This window comes from Solibacillus sp. iso_87 (assembly GCF_056173085.1).
The window spans coordinates 1084395-1103044 of the sequence record NZ_CM149656.1 but is presented as its reverse complement, the minus strand read 5'-3'; the positions used below and the strand labels follow the sequence as shown (position 1 = coordinate 1103044).

The 18650-nt window shown below is 40.0% G+C and carries 18 protein-coding genes; all 18 read right to left on the bottom strand.

All coding sequences use genetic code 11. The annotated features are described in order from the left end of the window. Nucleotides 1-395 precede the first annotated feature (395 nt). Nucleotides 396-1175 carry a GTP-sensing pleiotropic transcriptional regulator CodY gene (codY, locus tag AC0VXV_RS05355; protein ID WP_008403294.1) on the bottom strand — a complete coding sequence of 260 codons (780 nt, stop codon included), beginning with the start codon at nt 1173-1175 and terminating at the stop codon, nt 396-398. Between the two features lie 83 nt (nt 1176-1258). Next, a complete protein-coding gene (gene hslU / locus AC0VXV_RS05350) occupies nt 1259-2650 on the bottom strand; it encodes an ATP-dependent protease ATPase subunit HslU (RefSeq protein WP_475530637.1) in 1392 nt (463 codons plus the stop codon). Beyond that, complete coding sequence (gene hslV / locus AC0VXV_RS05345) at nt 2650-3192, bottom strand: ATP-dependent protease subunit HslV (protein ID WP_339175539.1); 543 nt, start codon at nt 3190-3192, stop codon at nt 2650-2652. The genes hslU and hslV overlap by 1 nt, the downstream gene beginning before the upstream one ends. An 18-nt stretch (nt 3193-3210) precedes the next feature. Next, entirely contained in the window at nt 3211-4110 is a 900-nt protein-coding gene (gene xerC / locus AC0VXV_RS05340; RefSeq protein ID WP_475530636.1) for a tyrosine recombinase XerC, read from the bottom strand. Between the two features lie 268 nt (nt 4111-4378). Beyond that, entirely contained in the window at nt 4379-5692 is a 1314-nt protein-coding gene (gene trmFO, locus AC0VXV_RS05335; RefSeq protein WP_475530635.1) for an FADH(2)-oxidizing methylenetetrahydrofolate--tRNA-(uracil(54)-C(5))-methyltransferase TrmFO, read from the bottom strand. An 18-nt stretch (nt 5693-5710) separates the two neighbouring features. After that, nucleotides 5711-7795, bottom strand: a complete 2085-nt coding sequence (topA, locus tag AC0VXV_RS05330; RefSeq protein ID WP_475530634.1) for a type I DNA topoisomerase — start codon at nt 7793-7795, stop codon at nt 5711-5713. Nucleotides 7796-7920: 125 nt separating this feature from the next. Then, on the bottom strand, nt 7921-8814 hold the full coding sequence (dprA, locus tag AC0VXV_RS05325) for a DNA-processing protein DprA (protein WP_475530633.1): 894 nt from the start codon (nt 8812-8814) through the stop codon (nt 7921-7923). A gap of 177 nt (nt 8815-8991) precedes the next feature. Then, nucleotides 8992-9894, bottom strand: coding sequence for a succinate--CoA ligase subunit alpha (gene sucD, locus AC0VXV_RS05320; RefSeq protein WP_079525181.1), 903 nt, complete (start codon nt 9892-9894; stop codon nt 8992-8994). After that, a complete protein-coding gene (gene sucC, locus AC0VXV_RS05315; RefSeq protein WP_079525179.1) occupies nt 9891-11072 on the bottom strand; it encodes an ADP-forming succinate--CoA ligase subunit beta in 1182 nt (393 codons plus the stop codon). The genes sucD and sucC overlap by 4 nt, the downstream gene beginning before the upstream one ends. A 188-nt stretch (nt 11073-11260) precedes the next feature. Next, nucleotides 11261-11554, bottom strand: coding sequence for an EscU/YscU/HrcU family type III secretion system export apparatus switch protein (locus tag AC0VXV_RS05310; RefSeq protein WP_475530632.1), 294 nt, complete (start codon nt 11552-11554; stop codon nt 11261-11263). After that, the gene (locus tag AC0VXV_RS05305) at nt 11551-13455 is read right to left on the bottom strand and encodes a hypothetical protein (RefSeq protein WP_475530631.1); all 1905 of its coding nucleotides are present in this window, start codon (nt 13453-13455) and stop codon (nt 11551-11553) included. The genes AC0VXV_RS05310 and AC0VXV_RS05305 overlap by 4 nt, the downstream gene beginning before the upstream one ends. Before the next feature lie 4 nt (nt 13456-13459). Beyond that, nucleotides 13460-14233, bottom strand: a complete 774-nt coding sequence (locus AC0VXV_RS05300) for a ribonuclease HII (protein ID WP_475530630.1) — start codon at nt 14231-14233, stop codon at nt 13460-13462. A 149-nt stretch (nt 14234-14382) separates the two neighbouring features. Next, complete coding sequence (ylqF, locus tag AC0VXV_RS05295) at nt 14383-15336, bottom strand: ribosome biogenesis GTPase YlqF (protein ID WP_475530629.1); 954 nt, start codon at nt 15334-15336, stop codon at nt 14383-14385. A 351-nt stretch (nt 15337-15687) separates the two neighbouring features. After that, complete coding sequence (gene lepB / locus AC0VXV_RS05290) at nt 15688-16251, bottom strand: signal peptidase I (RefSeq protein ID WP_475530628.1); 564 nt, start codon at nt 16249-16251, stop codon at nt 15688-15690. A 179-nt stretch (nt 16252-16430) separates the two neighbouring features. Beyond that, on the bottom strand, nt 16431-16775 hold the full coding sequence (gene rplS, locus AC0VXV_RS05285) for a 50S ribosomal protein L19 (RefSeq protein ID WP_008403308.1): 345 nt from the start codon (nt 16773-16775) through the stop codon (nt 16431-16433). Nucleotides 16776-16906: 131 nt separating this feature from the next. Beyond that, the gene (trmD, locus tag AC0VXV_RS05280) at nt 16907-17635 is read right to left on the bottom strand and encodes a tRNA (guanosine(37)-N1)-methyltransferase TrmD (protein WP_475530627.1); all 729 of its coding nucleotides are present in this window, start codon (nt 17633-17635) and stop codon (nt 16907-16909) included. Further along, on the bottom strand, nt 17632-18153 hold the full coding sequence (gene rimM / locus AC0VXV_RS05275; protein ID WP_079525164.1) for a ribosome maturation factor RimM: 522 nt from the start codon (nt 18151-18153) through the stop codon (nt 17632-17634). Before rimM ends, trmD begins: the two co-directional genes overlap by 4 nt. Before the next feature lie 245 nt (nt 18154-18398). Then, nucleotides 18399-18632, bottom strand: coding sequence for a KH domain-containing protein (locus AC0VXV_RS05270; RefSeq protein ID WP_008403311.1), 234 nt, complete (start codon nt 18630-18632; stop codon nt 18399-18401). Nucleotides 18633-18650: the final 18 nt, after the last annotated feature.

Genomic DNA, 18650 nt, shown 5'->3' with positions numbered 1-18650 from the left:
GTCCGAACATTTTTCGACAATCCATTTCATCACACTATTTAGACCTACATATACACTTTCGCTAACAGAAAATTATTATATTAGTCTAAAATTGAAATTTTCAATTTATCGAAATACTATTTATTTCCTTAAACATCATACATTAAATCCCTTTATATTAATATTTATATAATTACATTTCATAAATTTGTAACAAATCGTTTGTCATATGAATTTTATCACCATTTAGGTATAAAAGATATTTATTTATTTCAAACAACAACGACCATATACCTAATTATACATTAAAATCCAAAAAAATTCTCGTTTAGAGTATTTTTATTCGACATTTTTCTGCATTTCCTAAAAAAAAAACAGCAAGGAGAGAAATCCTCCTTGCTGTAAATGAAAATGTCTTATTTCATTTTAATTTCAGCTAATGCGTTCAGGAACTTATCGTTTAATACTTTAATATATGTTCCTTTCATACCTAATGAACGTGATTCAATAACACCAGCAGATTCTAGTTTCCGTAATGCGTTTACGATAACTGAACGTGTAATACCTACGCGGTCAGCGATTTTTGAAGCAACTAGTAAACCTTCATTGCCATCTAATTCTTCGAAAATATGCTCGATTGCTTCAAGCTCAGAATAAGATAATGAATTGATCGCCATTTGAACTACTGCTTTAGAACGTGCTTCTTCTTCAATCTCTTCAGATTTTTCACGTAAAATCTCCATACCTACTACTGTAGCACCGTATTCAGCTAAAATAAGATCATCATCTTCAAACTGATCACTAATGCGCGCTAACATTAACGTACCTAAACGCTCACCGCCACCGATAATCGGTACAATTGTAGTTAAACCAGATGCAAATAGGTCTTTATTTTCCACTGGGAATGCAGTGTGCTCATTGTTAATATCTAAATTTGAAGAAGTTTCTGTAATATTGAATAAGTTTTGTGTATATTCTTCAGGGAATTGGCGCTCTTCGAACATTTTCTTAATACGCTCATTCTCGATTTGTTGGTGTATTGAAATGCCAAGCAACTTCCCTTTACGGCTTACGATGAATACGTTACTTTCGATAATATCACCTAAAGTATTAGCCATCTCTTTAAAGTTAACTGGTTTACCAGCAGATGCTTGTAACATTGCATTGATTTTTCGTGTTTTTGTTAATAAATTCATTTCTGTTTCCTCCTACGGAACGTTTTAATTCACTTAATATTCTAAAGGTTTTTACAATTTAAAGATACTAATTCAACTTATAATTAAAGAATAAATTGCGATAAATCTTTGTTTTTTACTATATTCGCTAATTTTTGATTAACATAGTTCGGTGTAATGTCGATATGTGCAGGTGCAATTTCCGATGCTTCATAGGAAAGTTCCTCAAGCAGTCGTTCTAAAATTGTGTGCAGACGGCGTGCACCGATGTTATCTGTCTCCTGATTTACTTCTGTTGCAATTTCCGCAATGCGTTCAATCGCTTCGTCCGTAAAGTTCAGCGTAACACCTTCTGTTTCAAGCAATGCTTTATATTGCAATATTAACGATTGATCCGGCTCTTTCAAAATACGAACAAAATCATCCTTCGTTAATTTTTCAAGTTCAACACGAATCGGGAATCGTCCTTGCAATTCAGGAATAAGATCGCTCGGTTTTGATATATGGAAAGCACCTGCTGCAATAAAGAGCATATAGTCCGTTTTTACAGTGCCGTATTTTGTCGTAACTGTGGATCCTTCCACAATCGGTAATATGTCACGCTGAACGCCTTCGCGGGATACTTCCGCAGATGAGGAACCTTTGCTTGCAATTTTATCGATTTCATCAATAAAAATAATGCCGGCCTGTTCTGCACGTTGAATTGCTTCACTGGACAACGCATCCGTATCGATCAGCTTATTTGCTTCTTCTTGTGTTAATAAACGACGCGCATCCTTTACTTGGACTTTGCGTTTTTTCGTCTTTTTCGGCATTAAATTAGAAAGCATATCTTGCATACCGTTTGCATTATCCATATTCATACCGGGCATTGCATCAAAAAGAGATGGGGCATTTTCCGTTACTTCTATTGTTACCCATTGCTCTTCTAATTTTCCGTCTTTTAAATCTTGGGCAATTTGCGCGCGTCGTGTACGAATTTCCGGTTCATCCTGGTTTGCAGTTTCTTCCTGAGACGACTCTTTTTGACCGAATAGCATTTCAAAAGGATTTTGCGTAAGCTTTTCTTTTACTTTTGAAGGTACAAGTAATTTCACAAGCACATCATTCGCATTGCGCTCTGCCTGATCCTTCACTCTTTCGAACATTTCGTCCTTCACAAGGCGACGAGAAGCTTCCACCAAATCGCGCACCATTGACTCGACATCACGTCCAACATAACCAACTTCCGTAAACTTTGTCGCTTCCACTTTAATAAACGGAGCATTCGTCAGTTTTGCGATTCTGCGTGCAATTTCTGTTTTACCTACCCCAGTAGGTCCAATCATTAAAATATTTTTCGGGATTACTTCTGTTTTTAATTCTTCGCTTAATAAAGAGCGGCGGTACCGGTTACGCAGCGCAACTGCAACTGCACGTTTTGCTGTTTCCTGGCCAACAATATGACGGTTTAATTGTTCCGTAATTTGTCTTGGTGTTAAATTGATCGTAGTCATTATAATACCTCCAAGATAATATTATGGTTTGTAAACACACAAATATCCGCAGCGGTCGTCAGCGCAGCCTCTGCGATTTCTTTTGCCGATAAATGATCGCCCGCATGTTTTTTTAATGCTCTGCCAGCTGACAATGCATAGTTTCCACCTGAACCAATTGCTAAAATGCCATCGTCCGGCTCAATTACTTCACCAGTCCCTGAAACAAGAAGCAATGTTGATTTATCCATTACAAGCAGCATCGCTTCCAATTGACGGAGCATTTTATCCCCACGCCATTGCTTTGCCACTTCTACTGCAGCCCTTTGCAGGTTACCATTATATTCATTCAGTTTTGCCTCAAACATTTCGAATAATGTAAAAGCGTCCGCAACAGAACCTGCGAACCCTGCCAATACTTTCCCATTAAACAGACGTCTGACCTTACGTGCCGTATGCTTCATTACAACTGCATTTCCCAATGTTACTTGACCATCCCCGGCCATTGCACATTCACCGTTGTGGTGAACAGCGAAAATCGTTGTCGCATGAATTTGACCCATTCTTTATTTCCTCCTTAACTATGCTCGCGGATGACTATTCATATATGTCTTTCTTAAAGCTTCCTTCGTTACATGAGTATAAATTTGAGTTGAAGATAAATTGGCGTGCCCAAGCAGTTCCTGGACTGTACGCATATCTGCCCCATTATTCAATAAATGCGTAGCAAATGTGTGTCGTAACATATGTGGATAAATTTTCGTATGCATACTGGCATTGTCAATCATCTCACTTAATATATAACGCACACCACGGGCAGTAAGTTCGCCACCGCGCATATTGACAAAAACTTTCTGATGATTTTCCTTCTTCATTAATATCGGACGTACTTGATCTATATAAAGTTTAAGTGCATCATGCGCATATTGACCAAACGGAATAATCCGCTCCTTTCGGCCTTTCCCCATTACACGGACGATATTATAATGAAAATCGATATCTGTCAGTTCAAGACTGACACACTCGCTTACACGCATTCCAGTCGCATAAAGAAGTTCCAACAGTGCCATATTACGAATTTGAATCGGCTCATCGCCTTCATTTTTCTCGAATAGTTCCTTCAATTCTTCCTCATAAAAAAAGCTCGGTAATCGCTCTTCCTTTTTCGGATGATAAAGTGAACGAAACGGAGCATCATCAATATTCTGTTCTCGATTTAAAAAACGGAAAAAAGAACGGATCGATGAGATTTTCCTGGAAATTGAAGTTCTTGCTTTTTGTTCATCATAAAGCTTTGTTACATATAGACGTGCGTGGATATACTCAACTTCTGTAATTTTTTGTATACCTTCAGCATGCAAAAATGCAAAAAATTCTTCTAAGTCAGAAGTATATTCGCGAACAGTATGTAGGGAAAAGTTTTTTTCTAGTTGCACGTAGCGAATAAATTGGTCAAGCTGGTTTTGCAAATTTTCATCCATCGTGTATACCCCCTGTTATTACAAAAGAGAAATGATGTTGTATGAATAAATATGTTAATTTTCCTACTAAAAAAACACACATATTGACACTATACCTATTGTGAATACTTTTCAAGTAAAATTTGCTAGAGTTATTCAACTTCTTTGTATTATTCGACAAATATCGCAATATCATGTCAAGCAATACTTATTATTATGGCCATTTTTAAATAATCACCGCAAAATTAAAAGCCCCTAAAGTATAACAGTCTTTAAGGGCTTTTCGCAATTAAATTGCCTGATTATTAATAAAATTCTGAATCGAATCCAATGCGCGGTTAGCATGGCGTTCAGCACGCTCCGGCTTTGATTTGATGCGCTCGCCAAGTTCCGGGAAAATCCCGAAATTCACGTTCATCGGCTGGAAGTTTTTCGCATCAGTATGTGTAATGTATCGAGCCATTGCACCTAATGCTGTTTCATGCGGGAAGTAAAGCAACTCTTGGCCTAAAGCCATACGTGCTGCATTTATTCCTGCAATCAGACCACTGCCGGCTGATTCTACATAACCTTCAACACCTGTCATTTGACCTGCAAAGAAAAGGTTTGGACGTGCTTTCAACTGATATGTTTGTGTCAGCACTTTTGGTGAATTGATGAACGTATTACGGTGCATTACGCCGTAGCGTACAATTTCCAAGTTCTCTAAACCAGGAATCATCGAGAAGACACGCTTCTGTTCCGGCCATTTTAAATGTGTTTGGAAGCCTACTAAATTGTAAAGTGTCCCCGCTGCATCATCTTGTCGTAACTGAACAACAGCATATGGACGTTTATCCGTTTTCGGATCTTCCAGACCAACCGGTTTCATCGGTCCGAATGTCATTGTCTTTTCGCCGCGTGCTGCCATTACTTCAATCGGCATACACCCTTCGAAATACTTTTCTTTTTCGAATTCTTTTAACGGTGCACATTCCGCAGTAATAAGCGCTTCACGGAAAGCATCGAATTCTTCTTTTGTCATCGGACAGTTCAAGTATGCCGCTTCACCTTTATCATAGCGTGATTTCAAGTATACTTTATCCATATTGATCGAATCTTTTTCGATGATCGGTGCTGCCGCATCATAGAAGTACAAATAGTCTTCCCCTGTAAGGCCCTGAATTTGCTTCGCCAATGCTTCAGAAGTTAATGGACCTGTTGCGATTACTGTAATACCTTCCGGAATTTCAGTTACCTCTTCATTGATTACCTCAATTAACGGGTGGTTTTTCACTTTTTCTGTTACGATACCTGCAAATTCATGACGGTCTACTGCTAAAGCACCGCCGGCAGGTACAGAGCTATTGTCTGCTGCTGCAATAATAACAGAATCCAATTTACGCATTTCCTCTTTGATTACACCAACCGCATTTGTCAGTCCGTTTGCACGTAATGAGTTTGAACATACTAGCTCAGCGAATTTATCTGTATGATGTGCTGGTGTTTGTTTTACTGGGCGCATTTCATATAAACGTACGTTCACACCGCGCTTCGCAATTTGCCAAGCTGCTTCTGAACCGGCTAAACCTGCACCAATTACATTTACTACTTGTTGTGTCATTTTTGTTACCTCTTCATTTTATTGTGACGGTGTTTCTTCATAATCACATTCACTGTTTGTACACTGAATTTGAACACCTTTTTTCAATTTCTTCTCTACTAATAATGCACTACATTTCGGACAAGGTCTACTAATCGGCTTATCCCATGATACGAAGTCACATTCCGGATACTGATTGCATCCGTAAAAAATGCGCTTTGTTTTGGATTTACGCTCAACAATTTCACCTGTCTCACATGAAGGACATTTAACATCGATCGGTTTTACAATCGCTTTTGTGTTGCGGCAATCCGGGAAGTTTGAACAAGCCATAAATTTCCCGTAACGTCCAAGCTTGAATACCATTGGCGCACCGCATTTTTCGCAGTCTTCTCCAGCAGGCTCATCTTTAATTTCGATTTTTTCCATTACTTCATCCGCATATTTTACCCGTGGTTCAAAGTCTTTGTAAAATTCATCGATGACATTTACCCATTGTGTAATGCCTTCTTCGATTTCATCAAGATTATGCTCCATCTGTGCGGTGAATTCAATGTTAATGATTTCCGGGAAAAACTCCAATGTTGCCTGATGAACGATTTCTCCAAGTTCAGTCGGCACAAAGCGCTTCGCATCAAGTTGCACATAACCGCGCTTTTGGATAGTATCCAGTGTTGGGGCATATGTCGATGGACGGCCTATACCTAGCTCTTCCAATGTCTTTACTAGACGCGCCTCTGAATAGCGAGGAGGTGGCTGAGTGAAGTGCTGCTTCGGTTCGATTTCAAGCGATTTTACTTTATCGCCGATTTCCATTTCAGGTAAAAGCTTATTTGTTTCTTCTTCCTGATCGTCTGTGCCTTCAATATAAAGCTTCATAAACCCGGCAAATTTCACTTGAGACCCGTTCGCACGGAATAATACGTCATTGTTTTGCAAATCAACTGTCACGGTATCAAGTACAGCTGGTGCCATTTGACTTGCGATAAAGCGCTCCCAAATTAAACGGTATAATCGCAGCTGGTCGCGGCTTAAAATAGCTTTAAGCTCCTCTGGTGTACGCATCGCACTCGTTGGACGGATCGCTTCATGGGCATCTTGTGCATTTGCCTTCGCTTTCGCCTGTTTTTGCTCTCCGGCAATGAAATCTTTACCGTATTTTGTTTCGATATATGACTTAGCTTCTGTTTTCGCTGTATCGGAAATACGCGTTGAGTCGGTACGCATATACGTAATTAATCCGACAGCACCTTCTTTTTTGCTGAGCTCAATACCTTCATAAAGCTGCTGTGCAAGCATCATTGTCTTCTTAGCGCGGAAGTTCAACTTACGTGCAGCTTCCTGTTGAAGTGAAGAAGTCGTGAAGGCCGGTGACGCATTGCGCTTCCGTTCTTTTTTTACAACATTCATTACTTCAAACTCTGAGCCTTTTACACCTTTTAATATATCTTTTACTTGTTGTTCATTTGTTAATTTAATTTTTTCTTTGCCGTTTCCGTAATAAAAGGCATCGAATTGCTTTTTATTTTTTTCGAAGCTTGCATCGATTGACCAGTATTCTTCCGGCTCGAATTTTTTAATTTCATTTTCACGGTCAATAATCAAACGCAATGAAACAGATTGTACACGTCCTGCCGATAAGCCCTTCTTAACCTTTTTCCAAAGGATTGGACTAATATTGTAGCCTACTAGACGGTCTAAAATACGACGTGCTTGCTGTGCATCGACTAAATCCATATTAATCGGACGCGGGTGCTTGAAGCTCTCTAAAATTGCTTCTTTCGTAATCTCGTTAAATACAACGCGGCAATCTGAATTAATATCAATGTTTAAAGCAGTGGCTAAATGCCAGGCAATTGCTTCCCCTTCACGGTCTGGATCGGCTGCGAGATAAATCTTTTTCACTTTTTTTGCCGCTGTTTTCAGTTCCTGAAGTACCGGACCTTTACCGCGAATCGTAATATATTTTGGATCATAGTTATTTTCGGTATCGATTCCCATTTGACTACGTGGTAAATCACGTACATGTCCAATCGAAGCTTTTACTTTATATTTTTTTCCTAAATATCGTTCAATTGTTTTCGCCTTTGCAGGTGATTCAACAATTACTAAATAATCTGCCATCTGTTGTCCTCCTTATAGAGGTATAGTTATTTTTCTTATATTCACTCACATGAAGCTGTCCATGTATGTCAAAGCTTTTCCTGTTGCAAAATGTATAACAGATTGGCTAATATTGCAACTTTTTTTCAACGTGATTTTGAAAACAATTGGATTTCCTCTAAGATTTGAAAGCCATCCCACACTGGAATTGCGCCTTCTTTTATTAATTTATTTGTCCCCCGTGACTGCTCGTTAAAAATATTTCCCGGCACTGCAAAAACATCTTTTCCTTGTTCAAGAGCAAGCTCTGTTGTTATAAGTGTTCCGCTTTTCAGTGCGGCTTCCGTAACGACCAGCGCTTCGCTCAATCCGCTAATAATACGGTTTCGTGCAGGGAAATGCCATTTTTGCACACCGACATAGGGAGGATATTCTGTTAAAAGTAAATGCTCACGTCCCATAAATGCATTCAGCTCTTTATTTTGAGGGGGATAACTATGGAAAAAGCCATGGCCTAAAACACCTATTGTCTTCCCACCATATCGGATTGTTGCTTCATGTGCAAGTCGGTCTGCTCCTTTTGCAAGACCGCTCACTATGACATATTGCTCACGAATTAACGGAGGCAGAATGAAATTCAATACATCCTCACTATAGCTTGTCGCTGCCCTTGAACCAATGACCGCAATCACTTTCGGTCTGTTCAGTAATTGAATATCACCTTTTGCATATATAACAGCAGGTGCATCGTACAGCTGTTTTAAGCGTTCCGGATATAAAGGATTTGTATAGGGAATGGCTGTTATATTATGTTGACCATAATAAGTTTCCATTGACCTTGGTATGAGCTCTTTATAATGTTTTATAAGCTGTGAGGCTTTTTCTTCTTTTATATTTAGCTGGACCGCTAAAAATTTTGGCGAAATATGCAATATTTCGTCGAATTCATCTGTAATTTTCATTAAATTCAGGACTTTTTTCCAAGTGAGAGGAAGAATATAATGCAGTTTCAATAAATGTTCCTTTATTGGGTTGGTCATTTCAACACTCCTTTTTAATAGAAGAAATTCAGATGACCGCAGTTTTAAAGTGTGAGGTAAGCATTGAGGTAAAACATAGTATTGCCAATGAATTCGGGCTCATAACCCGTTCATTGGAACCTCGTATATTGAGACATACGAAAAAGATGTAGCGAGGCGACCGCTACATCTTTCATTTTAATGTGTTTTACAAGCTTCGTACAAGCCTTTTTCTTTGATTACTTTAATCAGTGTTTCACCGATTACAGAAGGCGTCGGAGCTACTTCAATACCCGCTGCATTCATTGCTTTGATTTTCTCTGCAGCTGTTCCTTTACCGCCGGAAATAATGGCACCTGCGTGACCCATACGCTTTCCTGGAGGAGCTGTTTGGCCGCCGATAAAGCCTACTACCGGTTTGTTCATGTTTTCCTGGATCCATTCTGCAGCTTCTTCTTCCGCTGTACCACCGATTTCACCAATCATGACTACCGCATAAGTTTCCGGGTCTTCGTTGAATGCTTTTAAGCAGTCGATAAAGTTTGTCCCATTTACTGGGTCGCCCCCGATTCCTACAGCTGTTGTTTGACCGATTCCTGCTTGAGACAGCTGGTGTACCGCTTCATAAGTTAATGTACCAGAACGTGAAACTACACCTACATGTCCTTTTGTATGAATGTAGCCTGGCATGATACCGATTTTACACTCATCAGCAGTAATAACACCTGGACAGTTTGGACCAACTAAACGTGTTTTCTTGCCTTCCATATAGCGCTTTACTTTAACCATATCAAGTACCGGAATATGTTCTGTAATACAAATCGTCATATCCAAATCCGCATCAACTGCTTCAATAATAGCATCAGCCGCAAATGGTGCCGGTACGTAAATAACAGATACATTTGCACCTGTCGCATCGACTGCTTCTTGTACTGTATTAAATACAGGAACACCTTCGATTTCAAGGCCACCTTTACCTGGTGTTACCCCTGCAACGATTTTTGTTCCGTATTCAAGCATTTGTTTTGTATGGAAAAGGGCTGTTTCCCCAGTAATCCCTTGTACGATTACTTTTGTCTCTTGATTAATGAACACACTCATGCCTTTACCCCGCCTTCAGCTTCAACTAATTTCACGATTTTTTGTGCGCCGTCCGCCATTGAGTCAGCTGCCACAATGTTCAAACCGGATTCATTTAACAATTTTTTACCTAGCTCTACGTTAGTCCCTTCTAAACGTACTACTAATGGAACTTCTAAACCGACTTCTTTTGCAGCCGTAATAACACCACTTGCAATAATGTCGCACTTCATGATTCCACCAAAAATGTTTACGAAAATTCCTTTTACATTTTTGTCTGATAAAATAATTTTAAAAGCTTCTGTTACTTTTTCAGCTGTTGCACCGCCCCCAACGTCAAGGAAGTTTGCGGGTGATCCGCCGTAGTAACTAATCGTATCCATCGTCGCCATGGCAAGACCTGCACCATTTACCATACAGCCGATATTGCCGTCTAACGAAATATAACTTAAATCGTATTTAGATGCTTCAATTTCTTTTGGATCTTCTTCATCGAAATCGCGTAATTCTACGATATCTTTGTGACGATATAAAGCGTTTGCATCAAAGTTGAATTTTGCATCAAGCGCCACTACCTGGTCATCACCAGTTACAACTAGCGGGTTGATTTCTACTGTCGATGCATCTTTATCGATAAATGCTTTATAAATACCAAGCATTAACCCTACTGCTTTATTTACTAGCTTAGCAGGGATATTCATATTGAATGCCATACGACGTGCCTGGAAAGCATTTAAACCTGTAACCGGGTCAATCACTTCTTTAAAGATTTTTTCCGGATTAGTCTCGGCTACCTCTTCGATATCCATACCGCCTTCTTCAGAACCCATCATTACTACTCTAGAAGTTGCACGGTCTAATACTAAACTTAAGTAATACTCTTTTTTAATGTCCGAACCTTCTTCTATATAAAGACGCTTTACTTCTTTACCGTCTGGACCTGTTTGGTGAGTTACTAAAATTTTGCCTAATAATTCTTTAGAGAAAGAGCGAACTTCATCCAGGTTTTTAGCAATTTTCACGCCTCCCGCTTTACCGCGGCCCCCTGCATGAATTTGTGCTTTTACTACCGTTACGTTTGCACCTAGCTCTTTTGCTGCTTTTACTGCTTCGTCCGGTGAAAACGCGACACTTCCTCTTGGAACCGCTACACCGTATTGTCTTAATATCTCTTTCCCTTGATACTCATGGATATTCATGATACATCCTCCCATCGGACATTTGGAAATTATTCTACTAACATAATCTATTTTATACAATTATTCAGACAATGTCTATATTTGTCACACAAGCAATTTTTAGTTCACTTTATGTCAAAATATTCTTTGTATAGATATTTTCTAATTTTCCGAAAGATATACTCCGCATAAAATTAAAAAAATACCGATTATTTATTTTTAAAAGTTAACTTCTGCTTTTCGTCCAAATGATAAATAAAGGCAAAAACTTCGGCAACTGCTTGGTATAGTTCTTCCGGGATCGAGGTGTTCAAATCAAGCTGGCCCAACAGCTCCACCAAGTTCGGATCTTCATAAACAGGTACTTCATGCATCGCAGCTTTTTCTAATATATTTTCCGCAATTTTCCCTTTTCCTTTTGCGACGATTTTCGGACCACTGCTTTTTTGCGGATCATAGGAAAGGGCGATCGCTTCTTTTCGGATATATTTTTTTTCGGTCATACGCGGATATCTACCCCTCCTTGCTCGTCTTCTTGCATATTTGACAGTTTTGTGACAGTTTTTCCTGTTTGTTCTCCAAAAGGTTTGATAAACAGTCCGGATAATGTATAGTCTTTTTCCAGCAATCCTGCCTTTAATGTTCCTTTTAGCGAAGTCGCCAACGAATCTAAATTTGGCATATCATTATATATATTAATTGTGACAACACGGTTTTGTACTTGCATATCGATTACAGTTTGCTGCAATGTTTCCATATTTAAATAAAATAGAATACGGGCAAAATTGGCATCAATTTTACCATCTTCTTTCATACGACCATTCCATTGCAATGTCGCATCCATTTTCTTGCCGAAAAAATCCAACGGCACTTGCATGACAAGCTGATGCTGATGCCCGTTTTCCCCTGAATTGAGCTGCATTCCATTTAGTCTGGCCATCACCATTTCTGCGGCATCTTTTATTGCGATAGGTGTTTGGACATCTTGAAGAAGCGCTAATAATTGCGGCTTCATTTGCTGGGCAATTGCCTGTATATCGCCTGCCTTATTTGCCAGCGCCGCTTCATAGCTGACCCCAAGTCCTTTTAAGACAGTTTTTATCGCCTGTTCCATCGCACGACTATCAACAGCAGCCTGTACTTGACCTTCTGCTTGAGTGAAGGCACTTTGCATCACCGGCTGCGGACTATCAGCCGTCACTTTCACTAAATTGCGCAACAGCTGATCGGCAATCGGTAAATTCGCATCCGGTTTCAGTAACGTAAGCAATTGATCCTTCGCGGACAGTCCTTGATCATTTTGCATAAACAATCGCGTTGTCAGACTTTCACTGTATGCGTTTGTCAGTTGATGCCGCAGTTGATTTACCAATGCTTCCATAGCTGGCTTTGAAGCCGGGAGCTGTTCAAAGCGTGACAGTAATTGCTGTAGTTGCTGCTTTTGTGCTGAAGATATTAAGCTTTCATTATTAATCCATGCTTTTACTTGCTCTAACATCGGTTTTATTTGTTCAGGGCTCGTTTGGCCGAGCTGCTGCAGCATTAGGCCCGCCTCTTTTAATAGCGGTGTTGCAGCAGCCTGTTGGTTTCCTTGCTGATTTACCGTTTGCCAATTTTGCAAAGTTGCATTTTGCGGTAAAATTCCCGCTTCTTTCAATACCGTCAGCGATTGAATTTTCGATGCACTCGGTGAATTATTATCCAGTAAATTTTGGGTTGCTCTTGCAAGGAGGATACCGCCTGTTTCATTGTTCAACGGTTTTGCCAGCTGGTCAATTTTCTGTAGGAGCGATGATTTAATTGCTTCATTTCCTCCAGCCTGAGTTGCCAAAAGCTGCACTAAATTTGCTAAATTTGCCGACATGCCATCTGTTTTGATTCCTTGAGTCAATGCTTGAAATACGGTGTTTGTAAAAGGCATTTTCAGCTCCACCATACGCTGCAGTGCGTGAAGTGCATTATTCTTATCTACTCCTGCCGGCAAGTTTTTCATCCAGCTTTCCGCGGCAATGAGCTGTTCTTTCGCAAGGGGTAACTGAGCTTTCATAAAATGCGAAAGTACTTGCTGCATTTCATTCGATTTCGGCAAATTCATTGTTTCAAGCAGCTGGGACATTTGCTGACCTGCTGTCATTGATTGTGACATCGGTCCAGTTACGACTTTTAATTCTGTTTGCGGATTTGTCGCTGTCACTTGAAAAAAGTGTGCATCACCTTGCTTTAAAGGTACTTCCAGCTTTGCCATGAGCTTTTGATTGCCTACTTGGACTTCTGCCATCTGATTTGGGTAGAGCTGCTTGATCGTCCCGTGAAATACTTGATCCTGCCTTAACGATAATGGCTGATTTGCTGTTACTTGCTGCGAAGTATTAGTTTGGATTGCATTAAACGATGAGAAGTTCATGCCGTTACTCCTTTCTTTGAAGCAATGATTTGATCGGTTCAAATGTTTTTCGATGATGTTCTGTCGGTCCATATTGGGCGATTGCTTCCAAGTGCTGCTTTGTTCCGTACCCAGCATGCTGCGCAAAACCGTATTGCGCATATTCACGATCCAGTTTTTCCATATAGTCATCACGTGCCGTTTTCGCTAATATAGATGCTGCTGCGATTGACAGGCTACGTGCATCCCCCTTTATGATGGATGCTTGCGGAATCGACGTCGAAAGTGTCATCGCATCGGCCAATATGAAGTTCGGTGTTACTTCAAGTGTTTCAATACTTTTTAACATCGACTGGCGTGTTGCTTCATATATGTTGAGGCGGTCAATTTCTTCGGCACTTTGAAAATGAACAGAATAATATAATGCATGTTTTTTAATCCGTTCAGCAAACTGGTTGCGTTTTTCTTTTGATAATTGTTTGGAATCGTTTACGCCAAGCAGTTCCTGGCAATGATTCGGCAGTATAACAGCCGCGGTTACGACAGGTCCTGCGAGCGGTCCGCGGCCTGCTTCGTCTGTGCCTGCGATATAGGCATCTTCATATGGTAAATAACTTGCGTCAAATTGCAGTTTTTCATTATGTGCTTGTTGGAGTGCCTCTATCTTTTCCAGACGCTTTTGAAATTGCATCCATGCTTTTTGGACGCCTGCCCGTTCATCCTTTACTATATAATCCATCCATGGCTCGATTTGTGCTGCTGTTTTTAATGCTTCTGTAATCTCTTTAATTGTTTTCATATAAAGTCCTCAAATCTATTACTAACTTGGTTTTTTATCTAATTTTACTTTCTATCAATCTTACTGTTATATCGTCTACTTTTCTTATTATAAAAGAAAAAACCTTTCTCAAATAAATGAAAAAGGTTTTGCCTGTCTATTATTCCACTTTATTCGTTGCTTTCTTGCTTTTTCTGGCGATTTAGCGCAGCAGTTTTTTTCCGGCGCTCTTCGTTTTCCAGAGCAATCGCTTCTTCCAATTGCTCTTTTTCAAGTTGCTCGGAAACAAAGTCAAATGTCAGTTTCCCAAGATTTTGTTCACGAATGTCGCGTACAACTAATACGGACACTTGATCATAGTCAATCTCTCCGCCTTGTCCAAATACACGGCGCAACTTTCCAATTGCATCAAATGTTTCGACAAGTTCCTCGGATACGGATGAAATTTTATAGCGTTCTTCCATGCGTGTTGGATAGTGCTTTTCTAAAAAACGTAAGCCGTATACAGCCAAATCTTCCATATTCGTAATTGTATCTTTAATCGCACCAGTTAAAGCAAGCTTGTAGCCGACTTCCTGATCTTCAAACTTTGGCCATAAAATCCCCGGCGTATCAAGAAGTTCAATTTCCTTACCGACTTTAATCCATTGCTGTGCTTTCGTAACACCCGGCATATTTCCTGTTTTCGCAAGGTTTTTCTTCGCTAAACGGTTGATTAAAGTTGATTTGCCGACATTCGGAATACCTACGATCATTGCGCGGATGGCACGTGGCTTCATTCCTTTTGATTTCATGCGCTCCCATTTATCCGCTAAAATCTCCTGAGCGGCCTTTGTGACCGCCTGCAAGCCTTTACCTTCCAATGAGTTAATCGCTACTGCTTTAAAGCCTCTGTCGGCGAAATATTGAATCCAGCGGCGTGTTTCCTGCTCATCAGCCATATCTTGTTTATTTAAAATGAGCAGACGATGTTTTTGATGGATGACTTCATCGATCATCGGATTACGTGAAGATAATGGTAAACGTGCATCGACTAGCTCAAAAACGATATCGACAAGCTTTAGACTTTCCGATACTTGACGGCGCGCCTTTGCCATATGTCCTGGAAACCATTGAATTGTCATAATGTATAACCTCCTGTAAATTACATACTTCTATTCTCAACAAAAAAATGAGGAGTTTAAACTGCCCCCTCATTTTAGACAATATTTAATATTTATTTTGAAAATGATCCATCATCAAATATGGGGTTGATTTCCATTACGGGTCGGACGCTTTCCGCGGGCAAGAATTAGAGTCAAACTTGTTTGTCTCTAATTCTTTGCGCCGAGGATGGCTGCAATTTATTGCGGCCACCGCAGAAGCAACGACTTGATAAATGAGAAGGCGAAATCAACTCGCCTCCCCTTCATTCCAATCAACTGCTATGACATTTAATTATGTCATCCTCATCTATTGATAAAAAACGATAAATATTACTTAACGATCTCAATTTCGTTTAACGGCCAGAAAATGATGTTCGTATTGCCGATAATTTCTTTCTGGTCGACGATTCCGATATGGCGGCTGTCTTTACTGAAGCGACGGTTATCGCCCATTACGAATACGTAGCCTTCCGGAATTACGTCCAGCGACGGATCGATATCTTTCAGCGAGAAGTCGCCTGTTAAGTTGCCTTCGCTAATTTCAGCTTTATATGCGTCCAAATACGGTTCATCGATCGCTTCACCATTAATATATAATTGGTCATCCTTGTATTCTACAAAGTCCCCTGGAAGACCAATGACACGTTTAATATAGTCCTTTTGTTCAGGTGCGTGGAATACGACGATGTCAAAACGGTCGGGCTCGCCGATTTTATAGCTGAATTTGTTGACGATCATGCGATCACCATTTTCAAGGGTAGGCATCATTGAATCCCCGTCTACTACAATCGGTGTAAATAAAAAGTAACGAATAAATGCGGCAATCGCAAACGCAATCAGTAGAGCTTTCGTCCATTCCCAAAGCTCATTTTTTTCTTTTTCAGTTTTTTCCACGTAGCTATCCCCCTTGCTCATCACATTTATTGTATACGAAATATGTATATCAAGCAAAAATCTAATCTAAATTATTACATCATATTATCTATAGTTTATTGTCAAAATCACATGTTAATACACATTTTTTTTAAAGAAAGAAAGGGACTTGTATATACAAGCCCCCTTCTAAAAAGTTCTTATCGAATTTCTTTAATACGAGCAGCTTTACCACGTAAGTTACGTAGGTAGTAAAGTTTAGCACGACGTACTTTACCTTTACGTACTACTTCTAACTTAGCGATTTTTGGAGTGTGTACTGGGAAAGTACGCTCTACACCAACACCGTAAGAAATTTTACGTACTGTGAAAGTTTCGCTAATTCCGCCACCACGACGTTTAATAACTACACCTTCGAATAATTGGATACGCTCACGAGTACCCTCAACGATTTTAACGTGTACCTTAACTGTGTCACCTGGTTTGAATGTAGGTAAGTCTGAACGTAATTGATCTTTAGTGATCTCTGTAATAATGTTTGACATTGTTTTCTCTCCTTAGACAGATGCTCATGCACGCTAATTTAAGCCACAGCGGAACACCGTAATTCAGTGCTTACATTGAAGCACAAAATGAATCTTACCATAATTATTTTAGGCTTGCAAGTAGTTTTGCTTTACATTTCATTCTTAATTTTTTCGATTATTTTCATTTGCTTGTCCGTTAATTCAAGAGCTTCCAATAAATCCGGTCTGCGCTCTAACGTACGCTTGAATGACTGTTCCTCACGCCACGCATCGATTTTCGCGTGATTACCTGATAACAGTATATCCGGCACTTTCATCCCTCTAAAATCAGCTGGACGCGTATAATGAGGATGTTCTAATAATCCTGTTGAAAATGAATCCTGAATATGTGAATCTTCCTGCCCAAGTACACCCGGCAACAAACGTACAACCGCATCGATCACCGTCATTGCAGGAAGCTCGCCGCCTGTTAAAACAAAGTCGCCGATCGAAATCTCATCTGTTACTAGATGCTCCCGAATCCGCTCATCATATCCTTCATAATGCCCGCAAAGGAATACTAAATCCTCTTCCTTTGCAAGCTCCTCTGCCTTCTTCTGCGTGAAGCGCTCGCCTTGTGGGCACATAAGAATAACACGTGGCTTGCGGCCTTCTGTAATGGCTTCCACCGCATTGAACATCGGTTCCGGCTTTAATACCATTCCCGCTCCGCCGCCATATGGGTAATCATCCACTTGTTTGTGCTTGTTTTCACTGTACTCTCGGATATCGGTTACCGCCAGTTCAACAGCACCTTTTTCCTGAGCCTTTTTTAAAATTGATGACCCAAACACACCTGTGAACATATCAGGAAATAAACTTAATACGTTAATCTTCATTCCAACAAACCTTCCATTACGTGAATAACGATTTTCTTTTCATCGACATCAATATCTTTTACGATATCCTCAATGTAGGGAATGTAATGCTTCTTACCATTTTGCGCTTTAATTTCCCATACATCGTTCGCGCCCGTTTCTAAAATATCGGTAACAACGCCGATCAGTTCGCCCTCTTCTGAAAACACTTCACAATCTTTGATTTCAAAGTGATAGTATTCATTATCTTCAAGCTCATCTTCCGCTAATTGATCCATCGATACTTTTAATAGACCTTCTTTAAATGGTTCCACTAAATTAATGTTTTCCATTCCTTCAAATGTCACCAATATAAAGTTTTTATGGCGTCTTGATGAACTGATCGTTACCCAAGTCGGTTTTTTATCATCTTTTTTGAACGCCGCTAGTTTCGAACCTACCGCAAAACGTTCTTCTTCAAAGTCCGTTGTCGATAAAATTCGCAGCTCTCCGCGAATACCATGTGTATTTACAATACGCCCTACATTAAACCATTCCATGTATATTCCACCTTTTATAATAATTTGTTACCACATAACTTTTATATACACCGTTGTTTGGAGTGAAGGCGGCGAGTGTAGCTGACGGCGACTACGCCTTTCGCTACAAGCATGCTTCCTACGGGAATAGCGTGACGCCTGAGACGTTCGTGTAAGGCCACGCCCGTGGAAAGCGTCCGCCGTAACGGAAAACAACAATATCATAACAAAAAAAGAAGGGTTAGCAAAATGCCACCCTTCTTTTACTAATCCAATATATCGACATACGTCTTTTTCTTCTGGTGGCCGCCCGCTGCTGAGTACACAATCGTACGAATTGCCTTCGCAACACGTCCTTGCTTGCCTATTACTTTCCCTCGATCCTCTGGATGAACAAAAAGCTTATAAACAACTCGATTTGAAGTTTCGTCCGTCTCAATACGAACGTCTTCCGGATAATCGACTAACGGTTTCACAATTGCTTCAATCAGCTGCTGCATAATGCCACCTCCGAATTA